Raw genomic sequence first — 23,881 nt, forward strand, 5'->3', positions numbered from 1 at the left:
CAGACGACTAGCGCTGGCGTACCAGGTTGTTGGCCTCGACCGCTGCCGTGTTCAAGGCGGTAACGGCCGGCTGCTGGCCGTTCAGCGCGGAATCCAGGATTTGATGGAAGCGCGCGCGGATGGCCGGGTAGTTATGGATGCGGAAGCCTTGAGCCGTCAGGGCGGCCTTGCCGCTGTAGACGGCCACCAGGTCGCGCCACTGGCCCAGATTGGCATAGTAGTCGGTGGGCGTGGCGTCGAAGGCCGCTTGAGTCAGGGGGAGGAAGCCGGTCTGCTGGTGCCAGCGCGCAGCCTGTTCGGGTTGAGACAACCACCCCAGGAAAGCGGCCGTAGCCTCGGTCACGGGCTTATCCGCCTTCATGACCCACAGCCCGGCGCCGCTGACGAAGGGGTTGCCGGGCTTGCGCGTGACTTCGGGGTAGTACGGCAGGCCGGACACGGCGTAGCGCAGCTTGCGCTGGGCGAGGAACTCGCCGATGTGGCTGGAACCGGACATCAACACGGCGCATTCGCCTTGGGCGAAGCGACTGATCGAATGCATGCCCGCGTCCGGACGCACCATGATCTCGGAGCGCACCCAACTGATCATCAAGGCCAGATGGCGCACGTACGTGGAGTCGAAGGAAAAACTCGGCAGACCCTTGGCCTTCAGGCCGTTGTCGGCGCTGGCGTAGAGCTGATTGTTGACCGCCGCCAGATTTTCCAGATTGATCGACACCGGCAGGTCGGAAGTCAGCGGGCACTTGCGCGAACCGTTGTTCGCCAGGGTCACGAGCTGGCCCTGGAGCTCCATCCAGGTGCGCTGCGGCACGGCGGGCACCAGCCCGGCCTTCTTGAAGGCATCCTGGTTATAGTACATGACGGGAATTTCCAGCATGTACGGGAAAGCCATCAACTGGCCCTTGGCATCACGGATGAAGGCATTGTCCGTGGAAACGAACCAACGCGTGTTCTTCAGCGCCGGGAACTTCTGCAGCGTATGGAACGGCTGCACGTAACTGCGCCGGGCGATCTCTTCGAGCGTATGGCTGCCGCCGATCTGCGCGAGGGCCGGCAGTTTTTTGGACTGGGCTGCAACGGCCAGCGCCTGGTCGAGCGCTTCGGGCGTCTCAAAGTCGCGCACCACGACCTTGACGTCGGACTGGCTGCGGTTATAGGCCTTGACCAGATCCTGGAAGGTTTCGGCATTGTGGCCCTTGAGCGCGTGCCAGACCGGCACCTCGGTCGCCGCCCAGGCGGGTGCGGTGGCGATGACCGCCGCCAGCGTCCAGACAGCGCGCAACCCCGGACGCAAGGTGCCGGAACCGAAGGAAAGATTCATGATGGGTCAATCCAAAAAAGGAAAGTCGATATCCGGCGCCCTGCCGGACACCAGATCAGCCAGCACTCTGCCCGAACCCGCTCCCATGGTCCAGCCGAGGCTGCCATGGCCTGTGTTCAGGTAGAGATTGCGTATCCGGGTACGGCCGATGAGGGGAACGTTGGAAGGCGTCGTGGGCCGCAGGCCGGACCAGAACTGAACATTAGCAAAATCGAGGGCGCTTGGGAACAGGGCCCGGGCCCGCTCGACCAGCCGATTGCAACGGCCGGTATCCAGGGCGCGGGAATAGCCGCCGATCTCGGCCGTCCCGGCCATGCGCAATCGATCGCCCAGCCTCGAAAAAACGATCTTGCCTTCCTGGTCGACCAGGCTGACCATGGGCGCGGCTTCCGGATTCTTCAAACGGAATGTGGCGGAATAACCCTTGGCCGGCCAGACCGGGCAGGACAACCCCAACGGCGCCGTCAGTTCCGGCGTGAAACTGCCCAGAGCCAGTACATAGGCGTCGGCCTGCAAGGGCCGGAAATAGCCATCGGGCTCGATCAGTTCCGCCACTGAAACGCGGCCGTCCACGGGCACCAGCCGGTTGACCCGGGTGCCGTAGCGAAAGACGACCCCCGCGGCCCGCGCACGCTCGGCCAGGGCGCGCGTGAACAGGTGCACGTCGCCGGACTCATCATCGGCCGTGAAATCGCCGCCGATGATCGGGTCCCGGGCTGCCGCCAGGGCCGGCTCGATGCGCAGCACTTCAGCCGCGTCGACGATCCGCCGCTCCACCCCCAGTTCGCGCATCTGCGCGGCGCTGGCCCGGGCGTGCTCGAATTCGCGCGGATCGCGGTAAAAAGCCAGGATGCCGCGCTCGAGGTGATCGTATTCGATGCCCAGATCGGACCGCAGTTCGCGCAGCGTGGCGCGGCTGTATTGCGCCAGAGTCACCATGGCGCGCAGATTCGCCGTGAAGCGCGACCCTCGGCATTCGTTCAGGAAGCGCGCGCACCAAAGCCATTGCCGCGGATCCAGACGCGGCGACACGCGCAGCGGCGCATCGGACCGCCCGATCCAGCGCAGCACCTTGCGCAGCGTATGGGCGCTGGCCCAGGGCTCGGCGTAGCAAACGGAAATCTGCCCGCCATTGGCCCGGCTGGTCTCCAGCGCCGCGCCAGGACGGCGCTCGATGACCTCGACCTCGTGCCCGGCGCGCGCCAGCCACCAAGCACTGGACACCCCGATGATTCCCGCACCGAAAACGGCAATTTTCATCGCTGGGCCGTCCCAAGATGAAAAGCGCCCCCCTCGGGGGGGAAGCAAGCCGAAGGCGCAGCGTGGGGGGTATTTTTCATCGCTGGGCCGTCCCGAGATGAAAGCGGGGAGTATTCTTTTTCATGCTTCGGCTCCTACCCGGTCGGCGGCGGAGGTGAAGGCGTCGGCATGGAAGGCCTCCGGCGACAGCCCGCATTGCCCGACGAAGTCGCGCCGCGCGGCTTCGACCATGGCCGGGGAACCGCAGGCATAGACCTGGTGCCCGGACAGATCGGGGAAGTCATCCATGACGGCCTGATGTACCCAGCCGGTGCGGCCCGTCCACCCATCGTCGGGCTCGGCCTCGGACAACACCGGCACGAAGCGCAGGCCCGGCAATTGGCTCTGCCATTCGGACACCAGGGCCCGCTGATACAGGTCGGCCGGGCGGCGCCCGCCCCAGTACAGCGTCGCGGGTCGCGCATCGCCCCGGGCGAGCATGCCCTCGACCATGGCCCGGATCGGAGCGAACCCCGTGCCGCTGGCCAGGAAGATGATGGGCCGCGGATCGTCCGGTTCCAGGAAGAAGGCGCCCAGCGGACCTTCGATGCGCAGGATTTCGCGGGGCTTGAGCGGTTCGGCACCCACGCCGAAGACCCGGCTGGTGAACAGCCCGCCCGGCATGTGGCGCACGTGCAGGCGCACCCGATGCTCGTCGGCCTGGCCGCAGGCCATGGAATAGCTGCGCCGGCTGCCATCCTTGAGGATGAATTCCAGGTACTGCCCCGGCTGAAAGCGGAAAGCCTCCGCCGAAGGCAACTGCAGGGTGATTTCCATCACATCGGGCGCCAAGGGCTCCAGGGACAACACCCGCACAGGCATCTTGCGCACCACGATGTCGTCGGCCATGCGCACCTCGCGGGCCTCGATCACGAGATCGGAGGACGGCCGCGCCTGGCACAGCAAGGTATGGCCCCGTGCCAAATCGGCCGCATCGAGGATGCGGGCCGGCGCGGGGCCGGCGTCGTATTCACCCGAAAGCACCTGTCCCGCGCAGGTGGAGCAGGTGCCGTTGCGGCAGCTGTAGGGCAAAACGATGCCGGCCGCCAAGGCGGCATCCAGGACCGTCTGCCCCGGCTCGGCCGTGAATTCCCGGTTGGCCGGCAGCACCGTGACCTTGAAGCTCATGATGTGGATTCCATCGGCGTGTTGCAGGAATTCCATTTTAGTCCGACTGGCCTTCCGCTCCCGGCCAGAGGCTGGGCTGCTTGATCTTGACGTCCAGCAAGCGCCCTTTTCGGGCCCGTCGGCCGGCATATTGAGCCAGCTCGTCGGGCGTGAGGGTCAATTCCGTGTCGCGCGCCCGATAGACGCCGCGCAGCACGACGCCCGCCGCGCCGACACCGGCCCACTGCTCGATGCGGTCGCCCTCGTCCAGCCCCATCAGGATGGTGCCGCGCCCGCCGCTGGCCAATGTCTTGAGCTCATCGAGCGCCACCACCAGGAACTTGCCCTTGCGGCTGAGCAGGGCCACGGCCGTGTCGTCGGGACGCAGCGGCAGCGGCTTGAGCAACGTATCGCCCTTGTCCACCGTGATGAACTGCTTGCCCGCGTGCTGGCGGGTCGACAAGTCGCCGATCCGCGCCAGAAAGCCATAACCGGAAGCCACACCCAGCAGCACCCGCCGTTCGGACGCGCCCGCCAGCATGTGGACGATGCGGCCGCCCGGCTCCAGGCCGATCATGGAAGTCACCGGTTGCCCGTCGCCGCGCGCCGAAGGCAGATTGGCTACCGCAATGCTGTAGGAGCGGCCTGAGTTCGACAACGCCATGAGCTCCTGCGTACTGCGGCATTCGATGGCGTCGTACAACGCATCGCCCGTCTTGAAGCCGAACTGGGAAGCATCGTGGCCATGCCCTTGGCGCGCCCGCAGCCAGCCCTTCTGGGACACGATCACCGTCACGGGCTCGTCCACCACCTGGGTCTCCAGGACGGCCCGCTCGGCCGTTTCAATCAGGGTGCGGCGATCGTCGCCGTACTGCTTGGCATCGGCTTCAATCTCGCGGATCACCAGCCGCTTGAAGGCGGCCGTGTCGTCGAGCAACTCCTGCAGCGCCAACCGATCCTCGCGTTTTTGCGCCAGTTCCTGCTCGATGCGGATGCCCTCCAGCCGGGCCAGTTGGCGCAGGCGCATCTCCAGGATGTCGTCGGCCTGGCGCTCGCTCAGGCGAAAGCGCTCCATCAGCGCCGCGCGAGGATCGTCCGCTTCGCGGATGGTGCGGATGACTTCGTCGACGTTCAGGTAGACGATGCTGCGGCCTTCCAGAATGTGAATGCGGTCCAGCACCTTGTCCAGGCGATGGCGCGTGCGCCGCGTGACCGTCTGCGCGCGAAAGGCCAGCCAGGACTCCAGGATCTGGCGCAAGGTGCGCTGGCCCGGACGGCCATCGGTGTCGATGCACACCAGATTGATGGGCACATTGCCTTCCAGGCCGGTGCGCACCAGCAGCATATTGACGAACTCGTTGCGGTCGACGCGGCTGCTCTTGGGCTCGAAAACCAGCCGTACCGGATCCTGCTTGCCGGACTCATCGCGCACCGAATCCAGCATGTTGAGCACCAGCGCCTTGGTCTGCTGCTGTTCGGCCGACAGGGATTTCTTGCCGGCGCGCGGCTTGGGGTTGGTCAGGTCCTCGATGGTTTCAAGGATTTTCTGGGACGAAGCGCCCGGCGGCAATTCGGTGACCACCAGTTGCCACTGGCCGCGCGCCATGTCCTCGAAGTGCCAGCGTGCGCGGGCCTTCAACGTGCCCCGGCCGCTGGCATAAATCTGGGCGATGTCCTCGGCCGGCGTGATGATCTGGCCTCCTCCGGGAAAATCCGGCCCCGGCACCAGGGCGAAGAGTTCCTCGTCGGACAGGGCCGGCCTGCGCAACAAGGCCACGCAGGCGCGCGCCACTTCGCGCAGATTGTGCGAGGGGATTTCCGTGGCCATGCCCACCGCGATGCCCGAAGCGCCGTTCAGCAGCATGATGGGCAAACGCGCGGGCAGGCAGACGGGCTCCTGCTGGCTGCCATCATAGTTGGGCGTGAAATCGACCGTACCTTCGTCCAGTTCGTCGAGCAGCAACCGGGAAAATGGCGTCAGGCGGGCCTCGGTGTAGCGCATGGCGGCGGCGTTGTCGCCATCGCGCGAGCCGAAATTGCCCTGCCCGTCGATCAGGGGGTAACGCAGGGCGAAATCCTGGGCCATGCGCACCATGGCGTCATACGCCGCCTGGTCGCCGTGCGGATGGTATTTGCCCAGCACGTCGCCCACGACGCGGGCGGATTTCACGGGCCGGGCCTGCGGCCCCAGGCCCATGGCGTCCATGGCGTACAGGATGCGGCGCTGCACCGGTTTCTGTCCGTCGGAAACCTCCGGCAGCGCACGGCCGCGCACCACCGACACGGCATAGTCCAGGTAGGCCTGCTCGGCATAGCGCGCCAGGACCAGGCCTTCGTCGTCGCCGTTCAACAATTCCGTCTGATTCAGATCCATTCCCAGTCCTTAAACATCCACATCGGCCAGATTGCCCTTTTCTTCGAGCCAGCCGCGCCGCTGGGCGGCCTCGCCGCGCGCCATCAGCATATCGAACATCCGCGCCGACGCTTCCAGGCCCTCGTCGCCGTGCCGCACCCGCGCCAGACGGCGGGTATCCGGGTTCAGCGTCGTATCCCAGAGCTGCTCGGCATTCATCTCGCCCAGGCCCTTGAAGCGGCTGATGCGCCAGCCGCCTTCGCGCAGCCCCTCGCCGCGCAGCTTGTCCAGCACGGAGTCCAGCTCCGCCTGATCCAGACAGTAGAGCTTGCGCGCCGGGCGCTTGCCGGCCGCCGGCACGTCCACGCGAAACAGCGGCGGGCGGGCGACGTAGACATGCCCGGCCTCGATCAGGCGCGGAAAGTGGCGCAGGAACAAGGTCAGCAGCAGCACCTGGATATGTGCGCCGTCCACATCCGCATCCGACAGGATGCAGATGCGGCCGTAGCGCAGACCCGACAGATCGGCCGCCTGGCCGGGGCCGTGCGGATCGACGCCGATGGCCACGGAAATGTCGTGGATTTCCTGATTGGCGAACAGCCGGTCGCGCTCGACCTCCCAGGCGTTCAGGATCTTGCCGCGCAGCGGCAGGATGGCCTGGAACTCTTTGTCGCGGCCCATCTTGGCCGAACCGCCCGCCGAATCGCCTTCGACCAGAAAGACTTCGGTGCGGCTCACGTCCGTCGATTCGCAGTCGGTGAGCTTGCCCGGCAGCACGGCGACCCCCGAGCCCTTGCGCTTTTCGACTTTGCGCGCCGCGCGCGAGCGGGCCTGCGCCTGGCCGATGGCCAGTTCGGCGATCTTCTTGCCGTATTCCACGTTGGCATGCAGCCAGAGCTCCAGCGCATTGCGCAAGAACCCGCCCACGAGACGCACCGCGTCGCGGCTGTTCAGGCGCTCCTTGATCTGACCCTGGAACTGCGGATCCAGGATCTTGGCCGACAGGATGAAGCTGGCGCGCGCGTACACGTCTTCAGGCAACAGACGGATGCCCTTGGGCAGCAGATTATGCAGTTCGGCGAATGATTTGACGGCGTTGAACAAGCCTTCGCGCAGGCCTGACTCATGGGTGCCGCCCGCCGGCGTGGCAATCAGATTGACGTAGGATTCGCGCACCACCGGGCCGTCCTCGGTCCAGGCCACGACCCACTGGGCGCCCTCGCCCGGGGCGAACTGTTCGTCATCCTGATCCGCATGCTGGCCGCCCTCGAACAGCGGCGCCAGGGTCGGCGCGCCGCTCAGCGCCTCGTTCAGGTAGCCGCGCAGGCCCGATTCGTAGTGCCATTCGCGCCGCTGGCCGGATTTCTCGAGCGTCAATGTGACCCGCGTGCCCGGCAACAGCACCGCCTTGCTGCGCAATGCGTGCTCCAGGTCTCCCAGGGGAACCTGTGCATGGTCGAAATAGCGCGCGTCGGGCCAGGCCCGCACCCGGGTTCCGGAACGCCGCCTGCCGACGCTGCCCACCTGGGCCAGGGGCTCGATCACCGCGCCATCGGCAAAGACGATGCGCCACTCGCCGCCCTCGCGCCAGACGGTGACTTCGAGCCGCGTGGACAAGGCATTGGTGACCGACACCCCCACCCCGTGCAGGCCGCCGGAAAAAGCGTAGGCCCCGCCATCGGCCTTGTTGAACTTGCCTCCGGCATGCAGGCGGGTGAAGACCAGTTCGACCACGGGGGCATGCTCTTCGGGGTGTTCGCCCACCGGGATGCCGCGCCCGTCGTCCTCGACGGTCAGGCTGCCGTCGGCGTGCAGCGTGACCCCGATGTTGCGGGCGTATCCGGCCAGCGCCTCGTCGGCGGCATTGTCGACGACTTCCTGGATGATGTGCAGCGGATTGTCGGTGCGCGTGTACATCCCGGGGCGTTGGCGTACCGGCTCCAGCCCCTTGAGGACGCGGATCGATGATTCATCGTAGCGTGCGGTGCTCAATGTGTTCCGTCCATGTCTGATCGCAAAAGACGACTATTTTACGGAGATAATGGTATGCTTATCTTCATCGGTCCGATGCGCCCTTCCTCAGGGCGGTTTCTTCCCGGCCCGCCGTCTTCCCTTGACCCTCGCATCCGCGCACACGACATGAGTGACTCCATCAAGCACGTCAGCGACGCGTCCTTTCCGGGCGACGTGCTCCAATCCGATTTGCCTGTTCTGGTCGACTATTGGGCCGAATGGTGCGGTCCCTGCAAAATGATCGCCCCCCTGCTCGACGAAGTCGCCGCCCAATATCAGGGCCGCGTCACCATCGCCAAGCTCAACGTCGACGAAAACCCCGACAGCGCCGCCAAGTACGGCATCCGCGGCATTCCCACCTTGATGCTGTTCAAGGACGGCAAGGTCGCCGCCACCAAGGTCGGCGCCCTGTCCCGCAGCCAGCTCCAGGCTTTCCTCGACGAAGCCCTCTGATCCTCCCGCCCATCCGTTTCATTGATTCGTTTCCGCGCGCGAACCCGGTCCCGGGTTCGCCGACCATCCGACGACCTTCACTTTCTTCCCCCTCCTTCACATGCACCTGAACGAACTCAAAGCGCTGCACGTTTCGCAGTTGCTCGAAATGGCCGCCGGTCTCGAGATCGAAAACGCCAATCGGCTGCGCAAACAGGAATTGATGTTTGCCATCATGAAGCGGCGCGCCAAACAGGGCGAGCAGATTTTCGGCGACGGGGTCCTGGAAGTCCTGCCCGACGGCTTCGGCTTCCTGCGTTCGCCGGACACGTCCTACCTGGCGAGCACCGACGACATCTACATCTCGCCTTCGCAGATCCGCCGCTTCAACCTGCATACGGGCGACTCCATCGAAGGCGAAGTCCGCACGCCCAAGGACGGCGAGCGCTACTTTGCCCTGGTCAAGGTCGACAAGGTCAACGGCACGGTTCCGGAAGCCATCAAGCACCGGATCATGTTCGAGAACCTGACGCCGCTGCATCCCGACGCGCCGCTGCTCCTGGAGCGCGACATCAAGAGCAAGGAAAACGTCACCGGGCGGATCATGGACATCTTCGCGCCCATCGGCAAAGGCCAGCGCGCGCTGATCGTGGCCAGCCCGAAGTCCGGCAAGACCGTGATCATGCAGCACATCGCGCACGCCATCACCGACAACTATCCCGACGCGGTGATGATCGTACTGCTGGTGGACGAACGCCCCGAAGAAGTCACTGAAATGCAGCGCACCGTGCGCGGCGAGGTCGTGGCCTCGACCTTCGACGAACCGGCCACGCGCCACGTCCAGGTCGCTGAAATGGTCATCGAGAAGGCCAAACGCCTGGTTGAAATGAAAAAGGACGTGGTCATCCTGCTGGATTCGATCACGCGCCTGGCGCGCGCCTACAACACGGTCGTGCCGGCCTCGGGCAAGGTCCTGACCGGCGGGGTGGACGCCAACGCCCTGCAGCGCCCCAAGCGCTTCTTCGGCGCCGCGCGCAACCTCGAAGAAGGCGGCTCCCTGACGATCATCGGCACCGCCCTGATCGAGACCGGCAGCCGCATGGACGAAGTGATCTACGAAGAATTCAAGGGCACCGGCAACTCCGAGGTGCACCTGGAGCGCCGACTGGCCGAGAAACGCATCTACCCGGCCATCAACCTGAACAAATCCGGCACGCGTCGCGAAGAGCTCCTGATCAAGCCCGAACTTCTACAGAAGATCTGGGTACTGCGCAAATTCATCCACGACATGGATGACGTCGAAGCAATGGAATTCATCCTGGACAAAATCCGGGCCACCAAAAACAACGCCGAATTTTTTGACATGATGAAGAAATAAGCACAAGCGAGCCCCTTTGATGACACTTCCTTCCGTCGATCAGTTCCTCACCCGGATTCAGGCCCGGGATCCGCATCAACCCGAATTCATGCAAGCTGTGAAAGAAGTGATGCACAGCCTGTGGCCTTTCATCCAGCAGAACCCGCGCTACGCCAGCCAGGCGCTGCTCGAGCGTCTCGTCGAGCCGGAGCGCGCCCTGCAGTTCCGCATCAGTTGGATGGACGACGCCGGCCGGTTCCAGGTCAATCGCGGCTTTCGCATCCAGCACAATTCGGCGATCGGTCCCTACAAGGGCGGCATGCGGTTTCACCCCTCGGTGAACCTCTCCATCCTGAAATTCCTGGCTTTCGAGCAGACCTTCAAGAACGCGCTGACCACCCTGCCCATGGGCGGCGGCAAGGGCGGTTCCGACTTCGACCCCAAAGGCAAGTCCGACGCCGAGGTCATGCGTTTCTGCCAGGCGCTGATCCTGGAACTGCACCGTCATCTCGGCCCGGACACGGACGTGCCGGCCGGAGACATCGGCGTGGGCGCGCGCGAAGTCGGCTTCATGGCCGGCATGATGAAAAAACTGTCCAACCAGAGCGCCTGCGTCTTCACCGGCAAGGGTCTGAGCTTTGGCGGCAGCCTGATCCGCCCCGAGGCCACCGGCTACGGCACGGTCTACTTCGCGGAAGAAATGCTCAAGCACGCCGGCCAGTCGCTCGAAGGCTATACGGTCTCGGTCTCGGGCTCGGGCAACGTGGCGCAATACACCATCGAGAAATGCCTGCAACTGGGCGCCAAGGTCGTCACGGTATCCGATTCCCACGGCTGCGTGGTCGATCCGGCGGGTTTCACGACTGAAAAGCTGGCCGCCCTGATCGAACTGAAGAACGAGAAGCGCGGCCGCGTCGAAGAATACGCCAAACAGTTCGGCCTCACCTACGAAGCGGGCAAGCGCCCCTGGCACGTGCCCGTGGACGTGGCCCTGCCCTGCGCGACCCAGAACGAACTCGAAATCGAGGACGCCCGCGCCCTGATCGCCAACGGCGTGCGCTGCGTGGCCGAAGGCGCCAACATGCCCTCCAGCATCGAAGCGGCCGAAGCCTTCATTGCGGCCGGCGTGCTGTATGCCCCCGGCAAGGCCAGCAACGCGGGCGGCGTGGCCGTCTCCGGCCTGGAAATGAGCCAGAACGCCCAGCGCCTGCACTGGACCCGCGAAGAAGTCGACGCCAAGCTGCACGCCATCATGCGTGACATCCATGAAAACTGCGTGCATTACGGCAGTAACGGCAAGGCCGTCAACTACCTGAACGGCGCCAACATCGCCGGTTTCGTGAAGGTCGCCGACGCCATGCTGGCCCAGGGGGTCTACTGACGCACCCTATGCGCCACGATCACCTCCCCCATGAAAAAAGCTCCTTCGGGAGCTTTTTTCATGGGGATCGGAACCGATGGCCAAGGCCCCTTATTGCAGACCCGGAGCAGGCCGGATCATGGTGCAGACGGCCCCTCTCTCACCAGGGTGCTTTTGCCGAAAAGGCTTTCGACCATCTGCACCGCCGCCTCGGCGGTGCCGTTGCGCACATCCAGCGCGGGGTTCAGTTCAACGATGTCCAGAGAGGCGACCCGGCCCGTGTCGGCCAGCATCTCCATGCACAACTGGGCCTCGCGCCAGGTCGGGCCTCCCTGGACCGTAGTGCCCACGCCGGGCGCATAGGACGGATCCAGAAAATCCACGTCGAAGCTGACATGGATGTGGGCGTCTTCGGGCAGATCCGCCAACGCCGCCTGCATCACCGCCCGCATCCCGATTTCGTCGATCATGCGCATGTCATAGACGTCCAGGCCCTGTTCATGCACGAACAGGCGCTCCTGGCGATCCACGCTGCGGATACCGATCATGCGCAGGTCGCCCGCCTGCAAGGCGGGGCCCTGGCCGCCCAGGTGCACCAGTTCGTCGGGGCCGAAACCGCACAGACAGGCGACCGGCATGCCGTGCACATTGCCACTGGGCGTCAGGCACGCCGTATTGAAATCCGTATGGGCATCCAGCCAGAACACGCGCAAGGGGCGCCCGGTCCGACTGCAGTGGCGGGCGACCGCCCCCACCGAACCGACGCCCAGGCAATGATCCCCGCCCAGCATCACGGGCATGCGGCCCGCCTGCAGTTGCGCCGTCACGGCGTCGAACAGGGTGTGGTTCCATTGCAGCACCTCGGGCAGATGCCGATAGCCGTCGAGCGGCGGCTGCCAGGGATTGAAGGGGCCGCTCAGGTTGCCGGTGTCCTCGACCTGCAGTCCCTGCCGGGCCAGCGCACGCGCCAGACCGGCCACGCGCAAGGCCTCCGGCCCCATGGATGCCCCGCGCGCGCCTGCGCCGACATCCGTGGGCACGCCGATCAAGGCCGCCACTTTTTTCGTCATTTTCATGCTCCGTCGATTGACGCCCCTCCGTCGAGCCTGGTGTCATTATTCTCGATCAAGAGAACAATTCATAGCGTCAATTTTCTATAATAAATGATAGTATTTTGAACAGATTAAATATCTATTTTGTCTGTTCAATCAAAACGAGAGGGATCATGGATTCGCTCGATCACCAGATTCTGTCCTATCTGCGCAGCGACGCCCGCATCTCGGCCGCCACCCTGGCCAAGAAACTGGGTGTCTCGCGCGGCACCATCTGCAACCGCATCGCCCGCATGGAGCGCGACCACGTCATCCTGGGCTATACCGTGCGGGTGCAGGCCGATTCTCAGCCGCAGGAAATCGTGGCCTGGATGAGCATCGCCATCGAAGGCCACGAAGCCTCGCGCATCATCCATGCCCTTTCCGGCGAACCGGCGGTCTGGGCGCTGCACGACACCAACGGCCGCTGGGATCTGCTGGCGGAGCTCAGGGTCACCAATATCGCCCAGCTTTCCGAGGCGCTGGAACACATCCGGCTCATCAAGGGGATCTCGGCCACCGAGACCAGTCTGCACCTGAAAACCCTGCAACTGCACTGAGCGCGCCGCGCCCGCGCCGCCGGTCGCCGGCCCCGTCAATCCGCGGCGTTTTGAACCTGCGCATCGGCGGGAATCTCTTCGACCTTGGGCTCGTCCCACGTCCCCGTCACGCGGTAGCGCGCCGTCATGCTTTTGGCCAACGGTGCCTTCAACAACCACTGAGTCACGAAGGCCCCCAGGCCGACCAGCGGATTGATGGCGATGCCCGCGGCCAGGGCCGCCCCGCTGACGTCCAGATTGGGCACGATAACGGCCTGCAGGTCCAGCGCTTCATCCATGATGTTGGTGCTGCCTTCGAGCAGGATGGTGCCCACAGGGCCGATCACCTTGTAGTCGCGGATCTTCACGCGCCCCCGGTCCATGTCCATGGCGCCGCGCAACTGGTCGAAGGGAAAACCGTCCTGGGGCAAGCCGGCCAGGCCGCGGTCCAACTTCGTCAGCCGGGTGATGGACTGCAGGGACAGGAACTCCAGCAGCTTGGCCGTGTGCGATCCCAGTTTCTGGAACCGCCCCTTGTCCAGCTCGATCTGCAGGTTGCCGCTCAAGTCCGATTTTTCGCGCGTCCATGGCAGATTTCGCCACTGGAAGCGCCCCTTGACCGTGCCTACGCCGCCGGACAGCACGTCTTTCCAGCCGGCCCGAGTCATCCACGCGCCCAGGTCGGCGGCCTGGACCGAGGCGGTGAGTTCGAGGCCGCGTTCCGGCCCGCGCAAACGCCAGATGCCCGTTCCACGCAGGCGGGCATCCTCATTGCCCAGGCGCAGATTGTTCAACTCCCAGACCTTGCGGGCGCCATCGCGCACGCCTTCCAGGGAAAGAGCCCCCATCGAATGCCCGTACAGACGCAGTTCATCGGCTTGCAGCACGATGCCGGGGATCTCCAGATCGTCGTCAAAGGCCGCATCCTCATCCGGAACGGCCTCGGGCAGCAAAGAACCGTGATCGTGCGGATCGTCCCCCAGACTCAAGCGGTCGAAACGCGCGGATACCCGGCCCAGCACCCGGCCATCGAGCTCCTGCCATTTGAGAGTGCCGCTGGTCTGCTCCGAGCGCAGGTTCATCGACCACCGTTCCTCGGGGGTGTGCGATACCCGCAACACGGCGGCGTCCAGGCGCGTGCCCAACATCCGCAACTGGTCGGCCTGGACGCTGAGCAGGCTCAGATCCGGCCAGAGCGGGCGCGCGGCTGTTTGCTGGGCGCCGGTGCCGCGCCGGGGAATGGAAAACTCGTCGACGATCCGATTCCACAGATCGAGGTCGAACAAAGGATAGGCCACCTGGACCTGCATGCCGTCCGCGCTCGCATCGGCAGCCCGGCCGGCTCCGACGGCAGCCCCCTGGAAGTAAGGCCCTTTTTGCGTCTTGCGATCGTGCCGCAGCGCCAGGCGCAGCATATCGCCGTACCGCGCCTCCAGGCGGTCCGAACGGGGGTCGGCATCCGACCACTGCACATGCAGGGTCTGGGGCTGGCCGGCCGGCTTGCCCAGCGGCGCGGGGAAATCCAGCGCCAGGCCCCGGGTGTCCGAATTGAGTTCGAACACCGTGGCGCGTCCCTGCATGCGCAACGTCGCCCGGTAATCCAGGGCGCCCGTGATCCGCCGCATCCCCGGCACACCGACATAGTCCGCCAGCGCCCGGGCGTCGATACGGCCGCGGAGGTCCAGCCCGCCGTCCCGGGGACCGCCCAGGCCGCCGCTGATCCGCACCTCCGAGCCCAGCAGCCGCGCGCTCAGGGGCCGAGCCACGCGCACGCCCTGCTCATTGAAATGCAGCCGCCCCTCGATGGCCTCGAAGGCCGGCGCATGCGGCAAGAACCGCAGGCTGCCCTGCCGCAGATCCACGCGCCCCTGGACCTGGGTGTCCTCGCTGTGCAGCAGGGGAATGGTCAGGGACAGAGGCACGGCCCAGTCGCCCCCGGCGCTCGCCTCGTCGAATACACCATCCAGCAGGGCCGCCAGCGGCGAATGCCGGATAAGCGCCATATAGGCCTCGCCCGGCGCGGCCGTCTGGCCCGAAACATGCAAGGTGGACTCGTATTCCAGATCCGGAATCCGGGCCCGCAGGCCCGACAGGGCGATTTCCTGGCCGGCCTCGGGACGCATCCGCGCCGTGGAGGCCGTCAGCCGCAGATCGGTGCGATGCAGGTCGGCCGTGCCCGCGACATCCTCCAGCACAGGCCAGGTGTCCTGTGGCGCGGCCCCGGGCACGAACTCGATGCGGGCGCCGCGAAAGCTTCCCTGGACACGAAAATCGCCCGCCTCAGGCCGGACGCCGAAGGGGAACTCGGCCAGGTCGCCCTGCAACCGCCAGCGCGCATCCACGACCTCGCCCGCCTGAAGACCGCCTGCGAGCCAGTCCCGGGCATCCGGATTGACCTCCAACGGCAGATAACGGTGGATCGCATTCAGTCGGGCTCGGGCGATGGTGCCCCGGAAATCGGCCTGGCCGGCGGCGCCGCCGGAGCGCCAGCCGCCCTCGCCCCGCAAGGCGATGTCGGGGTTGCGCCAATCCAGGTCCGACAGTGTCAAAGCCCAGGCGCCGTCCTTGTGCAGACGCCCCCGGGCTTCGACGAAACCCGGGGCCACAGGCTGTGCGAACACGGCCGGCATGGCTCCCCGCGCCCCCTGGGCGCGCACCTGGAAACCCAGCCCCTCGGGCATCGGGCCGCCCTGCTCCAGAGCCCGCCATTGATCCAGTGCGCCCGAAGCCCAGATACCGGCACGGGAAACCGTCAGATCCAGGCTGGCGGCCTCGACCCAATGCACGGCTTCGGCCTCCAGCAGCAGGGTCAGGCGGGGGCGCGCATCCTGGGCCTGGATCCAGGCCTGGGCCTGCAGCCCACCCTGTCGCAGGGCCGGCGGCACATCCAGCCATGCGGTCCAGGCGCGGGGCAGGACCGGCCCGACCTGCAGCCAAGCCTGCCAGTCCGCAGGCAGGCTCCCCTGCGCCAGCGCATCCGGATCCGCGAGACGCGCCCGTAGATCCAGGCGGGCGTCAGCCGCATCCGGCACCCGGGCGCTCAGGGACAGGCCCAGCCCCCCGGCCTCATGCGCCAGGACCGCCTCGACGCCTTCCAGGCGCAGCTCGGGCGCGGCGCGCCGCTGGTCCACCCAATGCAGGGTCGCGTCGTGAAAAGAAATCCGGGGCTGAGCCAGCAGCCAGCGCAGGACGCGCGCGTCGGCAGCGGGCTGGGCGCCCTCCGGGCCGACGATCTGCCCCAGCACGCTGAGGCGCCCGTCCGGCAAGCGATCCAGCGTCAAATCCATGCCCCGGACCCGCAGCTCCAGCCATCCTTGCCGTCCCGGCAGAATCGCGCGCCAGTCCAGCCGGGCGCGCGTCTCGGGAAGGGTCAGCAAGTCGCGGCCGTCGTTCGTCCGCAAGCGGACGCCTTGCAGATCGAATTCGGGATCCCAGCCATGCCAGCGGACCTGGATGACGCCAAGCTCGACCTGGACGCCCAGCGCCTCGGCCAGTTGCGCGGCGACCCGGGGGCGCCAGACGTCGATCTGCGGCAACACCACATACCGCAAGGCCAGCAGCGCGATCCCGACGCAGAAATACACGCAGACGGCGGCTGAAAGCAACCGCCGCCCCCAGGTGGAACCATGGCGTGAAATGAATTGGCGCATGCCACCTTTTGCAGTATGTTAGGGGTCTTTTGCCCCCCCGGAACCCGCTTACCGCAGGCAGTCCCCATGTCCGAGACCATTATATTCAAGCCCGCCCTGCAATGGTCCGGCGCCCTGCGGCGCTACCTGACGGCCCATCCGGGCCAGGAATCCCGCCTGGCCGCCGACGCCGCCCGGCCCGTCACCCGCAAGACCTTGACCGACTGGTACGCGGAACTGCTCGGCCCCGAGCCCCCCCGGCCGGTTCCCCAGGCCGAGCTGCGGCGTGCGCTGCGGCAGTTGCGCGCCCGGGCCTTCGCCGCCCTGACCGTGCGGGATATCGCCGGGCAGGCGCCCCTGCACGAGGTCGTGGCGGCCATGTCGCATCTTGCCGACCTGGCGGTCGGCGAGGCCTACGCCTGCGCCATGCATACGCTGATGGACACGCACGGCGTCCCCCGTCATCCCACCACGGGCGCCCCTCAGGACATGCTGATCCTGGGCATGGGCAAGCTGGGCGGCAAGGAGTTGAACGTCTCCTCGGACATCGACCTGATCATGCTCTACGACGAGGAGGGGGAAACCGATGGCCGGCGGCGCATCAGCCATCACGAGTTCTACGGCAAGGTCTGCCGCCTGATGATGCCCATCCTGTCGGAACCCGATGCCGACGGCATCGTTTTCCGCACCGATCTGCGCCTGCGCCCGGACGGCGACTGCGGGCCGCTCGCCTGGAGCCTGGCCGCGCTGGAGAACTACCTGGTGGTTCAGGGACGAGAGTGGGAGCGCTACGCCTGGCTCAAGGCCCGGCTGATCCCCTGTCCGCTGTTCGACGAGGCGGCCTTCGCCGCCCAGGCGCGCGACGTCGAATCGCTGCGGCGGCCCTTCGTCTACCGCAAGTATTTCGATTTCGACGCGCTATCGGCCCTGCGCGGTTTGCGCGAGCGCATCCGCATGGACTGGCAGCGCCGCGCCCAGGCCCGCAAAGGCCTGGATACCCGCCACAACATCAAACTGGGCGAAGGCGGCATCCGCGAGATCGAGTTCGTCGTTCAGCTCAATCAGTTGATCCGGGCGGGCCGCCAGCCCTCCCTGCAGCAACGCAATCTGCTGGCGGCCCTGCACAAGCAGCGCCGGGCCGGCATCCTGGACGAAGCCCAGGCCGCCGGCCTGGAGGCCGCCTACGTCCACCTGCGGCGGGTTGAACACATGCTGCAATATCGCGAGGATGAGCAGACCCATCTGCTGCCGCGCACGGACGAAGGCATGGAGGCGCTGGCGCAGGCCATGGGCTACGCCGATACCGCCGGATTCCTGGCCGACCTGGACCGCCACCGCGCCTGCGTCTCGCACTGTTTCCGCAACGCGTTCCGCATCGCCGGCATGGGCGGCGATGCGGAGGAACCGGAAACCCCGCCGGCCGAGACCCCCGCCGCCGTTCTGTCCGACGATCAGGCCGACGCGATGCAGGCCCGCATCGACGCCCTGCTGGACAGCCACCGAGTCCGCGGCTTGCCGCGCGCCAGCCTGCAGCGCCTGCAGGCGCTGCTGCCGGGCCTGCGCCAGGCGGCGGCGCGCACGAACGATCCGCCCGTCGCACTGCAGCGGCTGCTGAACCTGGTAGAGCATATTGCCCAGCGCAGCGCCTATCTGGCGCTGCTCGCCGAGTATCCCGAGACCCTGGCGCGCGTAGCGCGCATCGTCCTCGCCAGCCCCTGGGCTTCGGAATACCTGACCCGCTACCCGCTGTTGCTCGACAGCCTGATCGAGTGGCGCAGCCTCATGCAGGCGCCCGATTTCGCGGCCCTGGCCGAGCAGTTGCGCAGCGATCTGGACGCCTGCCTGCTGCCCGATGGGCAGGCCGATGTGGAGCAGCAGATGAACCTGATGCGCGACGTCCAGCACCAGATCACCTTTCAATTGCTGGCCCAGGATCTGGAAAACGTCATCAGCGTCGAAGGGCTGGCCGATCACCTGTCTGCCCTGGCCGACCTGATGCTGGCAGAGGCCATCCACCGGGCCTGGCCCCAAGTGCTGCCGCGTGACCGGCGCTCCGACCCCGGCGAGCCGCGCTTTGCCATCATCGCCTACGGCAAGCTGGGCGGAAAGGAAATCGGCTATGCCTCAGACCTGGACTTGGTCTTTCTCTATGACGACCCCGACCAGGAGGCTGGCGAACGCTATGCGAAACTGGGGCGCCGGGTGGCGTCCTGGCTGTCCACCCTGACCTCCTCGGGCCGGCTCTACGAGATCGACCTGCGCCTGCGCCCGGATGGCGACGCCGGGCTGCTGGCCCTGCCCATCGACGCCTTTGAGCATTACCAGTTGACGCAGGCCTGGCCCTGGGAGCATCAGGCTTTGACCCGGGCGCGCTTCGTGGCGGGCGACGCCGCCATCGGCGCCCGTTTCGAGGACATCCGCCAGCGCATCCTGCTGTTGCCGCGCGACCCCGAGGCCCTGCGCCGCGAAGTGCTGACCATGCGGGACAAGATTTCCCGAGGCCACCCCAACCGCAGCGGCGACTTCGACCTGAAACACGACCGGGGCGGCATGGTGGACATCGAATTCATCATCCAGTTCCTGGTGCTTAGTCAGGCTGGCGCCCACCCAGAACTGCTGGGCAACCTGGGCAACATCGCCCTGCTGGGCCTGGCGGCGCGCGCCGGCCTGATCCCCGGCACGCTGGCGGCCGAAACGGCGGATGCCTACCGCGTCTTCCGCCGGCGCCAGCACACGCTGCGCCTGCAGGGCGCCGACAAGGCGCGCGTGCCGCCGGCGGAATTCGCACGCGAGCGCGAAGCGGTGCGCCAGCTGTGGGCGCACGTGCTGGAGAACAAGGGCTGAAGCGGCGGCGCAGGCTGCGGGGCCGGCCGGATCAGGCCTCCCCCACCCGGAACGCTCCGGCCAGCGTGGGCGAGAAATGGGCGGCGTTGATGCGGGTCATGGCGCGATAGTCGGCCGTCACGGCAAAGGCCTCTCCCGGCAGCAGCAGAATGCCCTTTTCCTCCAGGCCCGCGATGAAACCGGACAGATCCGGCAGGTCCGGATGCCCCGCCCACAGGAACATGCCTCCGGCGGGTGCAACCTCGAACCGCCAGCCCAGGTTGCGCAACGCCTTCTGCGTCAGTTGCTGCTGCGTGGCGAGCCGCCGCTGGATGGCGCGCGCGTGGCGCAGGTAGGTGCCATCGGCCAGGATGGTATGGACGACGCGCTCCAGTCCGTCCAGTTCCGCGAAAGTCTGGCGGCCCCCGGGGTGGAAATCCCCGTACACATCGTCCTCGATGATCAGGAAATCGTGCGCCTCGGTGCGCTTCAGCATCCCGAAGGCCGCCCGGGGCGTCAGGCCCGCGCCCGTGGGGTTATGGAAGGTACTGTTGCAGAAAAAGGCACGGACACGATGCCGCGACAGGATGTCGTCCAGGAGTTCGAGGTCGGGGCCGTCCTGCCGGCGGGGCACGCCCACCGGCTCGCCGCCGCACAGCCTGATCAGCCGCACCAGGTTGCCGTTGCACGGCTCATCGACCAGCACCCGGTCCCCGGGCGAGAGCAGTTGCCGGGCCACCAGGTCCAGCGCCTGGGTCGCGCCCAGTGTGGTGATGAGCCGGTCCGGCGGATGGCACGCGCCAGCAGATCGGTATCGCGCCAGGACGGCGGCAGCCAGCCGCAACCCAGCTTGACGTGGCGGCCGGGCGGCGCCTGCAGCAGCCGGAACAAGGGATCGCCCGGAAGGACCGGCGCTTCCGCAGGGGCCGCCGGCCGGTGCAGGGGCCCCTGCACCGCCACGAAATAGCCCCGGCCCTGCTGCGCTTCGAGCAGGCCATCGCCCACCAGGCGGCCGTAGGTGCTGACCACCGTATGCAGGCTCACCCGCCGCTGCGCGGCCATCGCACGGATGGAAGGCAGCCGCTGGCCCCATTCCCACCGGCCCGCCAGCAAGTCCGAGCGGATATCGTCATAAAGGCCCATCGCAGCCCGTCCAACTGTTAGAAAAAACGCTCAAACAGTTTGCGGGAAAAGCAGCCGGTGTTTCCGTCGGCGCAGCGTCTGAACTGACACAATATCTCCAGACGACACGCAACCGGACGAAACCCGATGACCTCGAAGCTGCCCCTTGCCATCCTTCTTCACCGGGGCGATCATCGGCCGCCTGGGTCTCAGGACCGTCGTATCCGGCGGCATCGGGCTGCTGGCCGCCTCCAGCATCCTGAACCTCGTGTCCAGCGACTACGTGATGCTGGTCGCGAGCCTGGTGGTCCTGGGCCTGGGCTGGAATTTCACCGATGTGGGCGGCAGCGCGCTGCTTGCCCGGATCCTGGGGGACCAGCCCCATGCGATCGAAATGCAGGGCCTGAACGACCTGGGGCTTTCCGTGATGGCGACCGCCGGCGCCTTCCTGCCCGCCCTGCTGCTGCAAGGCCTGGGGTGGGCCGGCACCAACCTGGCGTGCATCGGGCTCTGCCTGGCCCTGCTGGCCTACGTTCACCGCTGCCTCAGGCACCATCCGGCCGCGGACTCGAACCCCACCGCCGCACGCGCCTGAGCCCGGCCGCCGGATCGATCCGGGGAACGACCCGGTCGGCAAACGGCCTGTGGCTAGATCCTGGCCAACACCTCCGCCACGCGGGCCGCAGCCAGCTGGACATCGCGCGAACCCGGACGCCCCTGCCGGCGCAGCGCCGCCAGGCCCAGGGCGCGCGCGCCGGCTGGAAAACCCTGTACGGCGCCTGGATGTTCAGTGCGGTCCTGCTGCTGCGCTGAAGGCCAGGGCTGGCACGCTTACTGCAAGGTGCGCTCGAACACGAACTTCTCGCCATCCCAATCCACCGGCACGACGTCGTTCGGGCCGAAGCGGCCTTCCAGAATGAGCCGCGCCACCGGATTTTCCACATGCTGCTGGATGGCGCGCTTCAGGGGCCGCGCGCCAAACACCGGGTCGTAGCCCGCGCGCGCCAGTTCCTGGACCGCCGCATCGGACACTTCCAGGCGCATTTCCTGCTGCGCCATGCGCTCGGCCAGGCGCTTGAGCTGGATGCGGGCGATCGGCTCGATATGCGCGGCATCCAGCCCATGGAATACCACGATCTCGTCGATCCGGTTCAGGAACTCCGGCCGGAACGCGGTCTTCAACTCGTCGCGGATCACTTCCTTGACAACCTCGTAAGGCTGATCGGTCATGTTCTGGATGTGTTGCGAACCGATGTTCGAGGTCATGATGATGACCGTATTGCGGAAATCCACGGTGCGGCCCTGCCCATCGGTCAGGCGGCCGTCGTCCAGCACCTGCAGCAGCACGTTGAACACGTCCGGATGCGCCTTCTCGACTTCGTCGAGCAGGATCACGCTGTAGGGCTTGCGGCGCACGGCTTCGGTCAGATAGCCGCCTTCCTCGTAGCCCACGTAGCCCGGCGGCGCGCCGATCAGGCGGGCGACCGAATGCTTCTCCATGAATTCGCTCATGTCGATGCGCACCAGGTGATTGTCCGAATCGAACAGGAAGCTGGCCAGCGCCTTGGTGAGTTCGGTCTTGCCCACGCCGGTCGGCCCCAGGAACAGGAACGAACCATACGGCCGGTTCGGGTCCGACAGCCCCGCACGCGAGCGGCGGATGGCCTCGGACACCAGGCGCACGGCTTCATCCTGACCCACCACGCGCTCATGCAGCACGGCTTCCATGCCCAGCAGCTTGGCGCGCTCGCCTTGCATCATGCGCGACACGGGGATGCCGGTGGCCCGCGACACGACCTCGGCGATCTCCTCGGCCCCGACCTGGGTGCGCAGCAGGCGCGGCTTGTCGGCGTCCTCTGCCTTGGGCGCGGATTCCGCCGCCTTCAGACGCGCCTCCAGCTCGGGCAGGCGGCCGTACTGCAACTCGGCGAGCTTGTCGTACTGGCCCTTGCGCTGCAGTTCCGCCATCTCGGCGCGCACCTGGTCGATTTCCTCTTTCACGGCCTGAGAGCCCTGGACGGCGGCCTTTTCCGCCTTCCAGACTTCCTCGTAGTCGTTGTACTCGCGCTGCAGCGATTCCAACTCGTCTTCAATGGCCTTCAGACGGCGCTCGGAGGCTTCATCGGTATCCTTGCGCACAGCCTCGCGTTCGATCTTCAATTGGATGATGCGCCGGTCGAGCCGGTCCATGACTTCCGGCTTGGAGTCGATTTCCATACGGATGCGCGCCGCCGCCTCGTCGATCAGGTCGATGGCCTTGTCGGGCAGGAACCGATCCGTGATATAGCGGTGCGACAGTTCCGCCGCCGCGACGATGGCCGGGTCGGTGATCTGCACGCCGTGGTGCAGCTCGTAGCGCTCTTGCAAGCCGCGCAGGATGGCGATGGTGGACTCCACATTGGGCTCGTCCACCAGCACCTTCTGGAAGCGGCGCTCCAGCGCGGCGTCTTTTTCGATGTACTGCCGGTATTCGTCCAAGGTGGTGGCGCCCACGCAGTGCAGTTCGCCGCGCGACAGCGCGGGCTTGAGCATGTTGCCGGCGTCCATGGCGCCTTCGGCCTTGCCGGCGCCCACCATGGTGTGCAGTTCGTCGATGAAGACAATGGTCTGGCCCGAATCCTGGGACAATTCCTTCAGCACGGCCTTCAAACGTTCTTCGAACTCGCCCCGGTATTTGGCGCCCGCCAACAGGCCGGCCAAGTCCAGCGACAGGATGCGCTTGCCCTTCAGGGTTTCCGGCACCTCGCCATTGACGATGCGCTGGGCCAGGCCTTCGACGATGGCGGTCTTGCCCACGCCGGGTTCGCCGATCAGCACGGGGTTGTTCTTGGTGCGCCGCTGCAGGATCTGGATGGTGCGGCGGATCTCGTCGTCGCGCCCGATCACCGGATCGAGCTTGCCTTCGCGGGCGCGGGCAGTCAGGTCCAGGGTGTATTTCTTCAGCGCCTGCCGGTTGTCCTCGTCCTCGGCGCCCGTCACGGCCGCGCCGCCGCGCACCGCCTCGATGGCGGTTTCCAGCGCCTTGCGCTGGAGCCCGGCTTCGCGCAGGGCGCGCCCGACCTCGCCCTTGTCGTCGGCCAGCGCCAGCAGGTAGAGTTCGCTGGCGATGTAGGCGTCACCGCGCTGGCCGGCTTCCTTGTCGGTGCGCGCCAGGGCGGCCTGCAGGTCTCGGCCGACCTGGACATTGCCCTCGGCGCCCTGCACCACGGGCAAGCCCTTGATCTGGCGGTCCAGCTCGGCCTGCAGCCGCGGCACCGCCACGCCCGCACGCGCCAGCAGGCTGGCCGCGCCGCTGTCGGCGTCGGCCAGCAGGGCCGCCAGCAGGTGGGCATTCTCGATATAGGGATGGTCATGACGCACCGCGAGGCTCTGGGCATCGGCGAGCGCCTGTTGGAACTTCGTCGTCAGTTTGTCGAATCGCATGGGTGGAGCCCT

General features: G+C 66.6%; 16 protein-coding genes. 6 read left to right on the top strand and 10 right to left on the bottom strand.

Annotated elements, in window-relative coordinates; genetic code table 11:
- Positions 1-7: 7 nt before the first annotated feature.
- The 5 genes from ABRZ00_RS00065 to ABRZ00_RS00085 form a co-directional block, all read right to left on the bottom strand.
- Positions 8-1,321: an extracellular solute-binding protein gene (locus ABRZ00_RS00065; RefSeq protein ID WP_368641537.1), complete on the bottom strand. Its 1,314-nt coding sequence runs from the start codon at positions 1,319-1,321 to the stop codon at positions 8-10.
- A gap of 6 nt (positions 1,322-1,327) precedes the next feature.
- The gene (locus tag ABRZ00_RS00070; protein WP_368641536.1) at positions 1,328-2,581 is read right to left on the bottom strand and encodes a D-amino acid dehydrogenase; all 1,254 of its coding nucleotides are present in this window, start codon (positions 2,579-2,581) and stop codon (positions 1,328-1,330) included.
- A gap of 120 nt (positions 2,582-2,701) precedes the next feature.
- The gene (locus tag ABRZ00_RS00075) at positions 2,702-3,748 is read right to left on the bottom strand and encodes a CDP-6-deoxy-delta-3,4-glucoseen reductase (RefSeq protein WP_368642828.1); all 1,047 of its coding nucleotides are present in this window, start codon (positions 3,746-3,748) and stop codon (positions 2,702-2,704) included.
- A 37-nt stretch (positions 3,749-3,785) separates the two neighbouring features.
- Positions 3,786-6,101, bottom strand: coding sequence for a DNA topoisomerase IV subunit A (gene parC, locus ABRZ00_RS00080; protein ID WP_368641535.1), 2,316 nt, complete (start codon positions 6,099-6,101; stop codon positions 3,786-3,788).
- 9 nt (positions 6,102-6,110) lie between these two features.
- Complete coding sequence (locus ABRZ00_RS00085; RefSeq protein ID WP_343835512.1) at positions 6,111-8,072, bottom strand: DNA topoisomerase IV subunit B; 1,962 nt, start codon at positions 8,070-8,072, stop codon at positions 6,111-6,113.
- Between the two features lie 147 nt (positions 8,073-8,219).
- Between ABRZ00_RS00085 and trxA the strand changes: the two genes are divergently transcribed.
- The 3 genes from trxA to gdhA all read left to right on the top strand — a co-directional run bounded on the left by trxA (position 8,220) and on the right by gdhA (position 11,263).
- Positions 8,220-8,546: a thioredoxin TrxA gene (gene trxA / locus ABRZ00_RS00090; protein WP_343835513.1), complete on the top strand. Its 327-nt coding sequence runs from the start codon at positions 8,220-8,222 to the stop codon at positions 8,544-8,546.
- 100 nt (positions 8,547-8,646) lie between these two features.
- Positions 8,647-9,903: a transcription termination factor Rho gene (gene rho, locus ABRZ00_RS00095; protein ID WP_368640665.1), complete on the top strand. Its 1,257-nt coding sequence runs from the start codon at positions 8,647-8,649 to the stop codon at positions 9,901-9,903.
- A 19-nt stretch (positions 9,904-9,922) separates the two neighbouring features.
- Positions 9,923-11,263: an NADP-specific glutamate dehydrogenase gene (gene gdhA / locus ABRZ00_RS00100; RefSeq protein ID WP_368641534.1), complete on the top strand. Its 1,341-nt coding sequence runs from the start codon at positions 9,923-9,925 to the stop codon at positions 11,261-11,263.
- 116 nt (positions 11,264-11,379) lie between these two features.
- On the opposite strand, the gene rocF is transcribed toward gdhA, so the two are convergent.
- Complete coding sequence (rocF, locus tag ABRZ00_RS00105; RefSeq protein WP_368641533.1) at positions 11,380-12,312, bottom strand: arginase; 933 nt, start codon at positions 12,310-12,312, stop codon at positions 11,380-11,382.
- Between the two features lie 155 nt (positions 12,313-12,467).
- Here rocF and ABRZ00_RS00110 point away from each other — a divergent pair, with 155 nt between their 5' ends.
- Entirely contained in the window at positions 12,468-12,893 is a 426-nt protein-coding gene (locus ABRZ00_RS00110) for an Lrp/AsnC family transcriptional regulator (protein WP_343835527.1), read from the top strand.
- Positions 12,894-12,928: 35 nt separating this feature from the next.
- Here ABRZ00_RS00110 and ABRZ00_RS00115 read toward each other — a convergent pair whose 3' ends face one another.
- The gene (locus tag ABRZ00_RS00115) at positions 12,929-16,522 is read right to left on the bottom strand and encodes a YhdP family protein (RefSeq protein WP_368641532.1); all 3,594 of its coding nucleotides are present in this window, start codon (positions 16,520-16,522) and stop codon (positions 12,929-12,931) included.
- Between the two features lie 66 nt (positions 16,523-16,588).
- Here ABRZ00_RS00115 and glnE point away from each other — a divergent pair, with 66 nt between their 5' ends.
- Positions 16,589-19,345: a bifunctional [glutamate--ammonia ligase]-adenylyl-L-tyrosine phosphorylase/[glutamate--ammonia-ligase] adenylyltransferase gene (gene glnE / locus ABRZ00_RS00120; RefSeq protein ID WP_368641531.1), complete on the top strand. Its 2,757-nt coding sequence runs from the start codon at positions 16,589-16,591 to the stop codon at positions 19,343-19,345.
- A gap of 31 nt (positions 19,346-19,376) precedes the next feature.
- Here the strand turns inward: glnE and ABRZ00_RS00125 are convergent, their stop codons facing one another.
- Positions 19,377-20,099, bottom strand: a complete 723-nt coding sequence (locus ABRZ00_RS00125; RefSeq protein WP_368644656.1) for an aminotransferase class I/II-fold pyridoxal phosphate-dependent enzyme — start codon at positions 20,097-20,099, stop codon at positions 19,377-19,379.
- On the bottom strand, positions 19,988-20,467 hold the full coding sequence (locus ABRZ00_RS00130) for a GntR family transcriptional regulator (RefSeq protein ID WP_368641530.1): 480 nt from the start codon (positions 20,465-20,467) through the stop codon (positions 19,988-19,990). Before ABRZ00_RS00130 ends, ABRZ00_RS00125 begins: the two co-directional genes overlap by 112 nt.
- 145 nt (positions 20,468-20,612) lie before the next feature.
- Here ABRZ00_RS00130 and ABRZ00_RS00135 point away from each other — a divergent pair, with 145 nt between their 5' ends.
- Positions 20,613-21,041 carry an MFS transporter gene (locus ABRZ00_RS00135; RefSeq protein ID WP_368641529.1) on the top strand — a complete coding sequence of 143 codons (429 nt, stop codon included), beginning with the start codon at positions 20,613-20,615 and terminating at the stop codon, positions 21,039-21,041.
- 236 nt (positions 21,042-21,277) lie between these two features.
- Here ABRZ00_RS00135 and clpB read toward each other — a convergent pair whose 3' ends face one another.
- Positions 21,278-23,869, bottom strand: coding sequence for an ATP-dependent chaperone ClpB (gene clpB, locus ABRZ00_RS00140; RefSeq protein ID WP_368641528.1), 2,592 nt, complete (start codon positions 23,867-23,869; stop codon positions 21,278-21,280).
- Positions 23,870-23,881 lie beyond the last annotated feature (12 nt).

The sequence above is a fragment of the Castellaniella ginsengisoli genome (assembly GCF_040955415.1).
Taxonomy (GTDB): domain Bacteria; phylum Pseudomonadota; class Gammaproteobacteria; order Burkholderiales; family Burkholderiaceae_B; genus Castellaniella; species Castellaniella ginsengisoli.

Coding starts and splice junctions, on each gene's coding strand:
- ABRZ00_RS00065 (WP_368641537.1), bottom strand. CDS start 1,321: ATGAATCTTTCCTTCGGTTCCGGCACCTTGCGTCCGGGGTTGCGCGCT.
- ABRZ00_RS00070 (WP_368641536.1), bottom strand. CDS start 2,581: ATGAAAATTGCCGTTTTCGGTGCGGGAATCATCGGGGTGTCCAGTGCT.
- ABRZ00_RS00075 (WP_368642828.1), bottom strand. CDS start 3,748: ATGAGCTTCAAGGTCACGGTGCTGCCGGCCAACCGGGAATTCACGGCC.
- parC (WP_368641535.1), bottom strand. CDS start 6,101: ATGGATCTGAATCAGACGGAATTGTTGAACGGCGACGACGAAGGCCTG.
- trxA (WP_343835513.1), top strand. CDS start 8,220: ATGAGTGACTCCATCAAGCACGTCAGCGACGCGTCCTTTCCGGGCGAC.
- rho (WP_368640665.1), top strand. CDS start 8,647: ATGCACCTGAACGAACTCAAAGCGCTGCACGTTTCGCAGTTGCTCGAA.
- gdhA (WP_368641534.1), top strand. CDS start 9,923: ATGACACTTCCTTCCGTCGATCAGTTCCTCACCCGGATTCAGGCCCGG.
- rocF (WP_368641533.1), bottom strand. CDS start 12,312: ATGACGAAAAAAGTGGCGGCCTTGATCGGCGTGCCCACGGATGTCGGC.
- ABRZ00_RS00110 (WP_343835527.1), top strand. CDS start 12,468: ATGGATTCGCTCGATCACCAGATTCTGTCCTATCTGCGCAGCGACGCC.
- ABRZ00_RS00115 (WP_368641532.1), bottom strand. CDS start 16,522: ATGCGCCAATTCATTTCACGCCATGGTTCCACCTGGGGGCGGCGGTTG.
- glnE (WP_368641531.1), top strand. CDS start 16,589: ATGTCCGAGACCATTATATTCAAGCCCGCCCTGCAATGGTCCGGCGCC.
- ABRZ00_RS00130 (WP_368641530.1), bottom strand. CDS start 20,467: ATGGGCCTTTATGACGATATCCGCTCGGACTTGCTGGCGGGCCGGTGG.
- clpB (WP_368641528.1), bottom strand. CDS start 23,869: ATGCGATTCGACAAACTGACGACGAAGTTCCAACAGGCGCTCGCCGAT.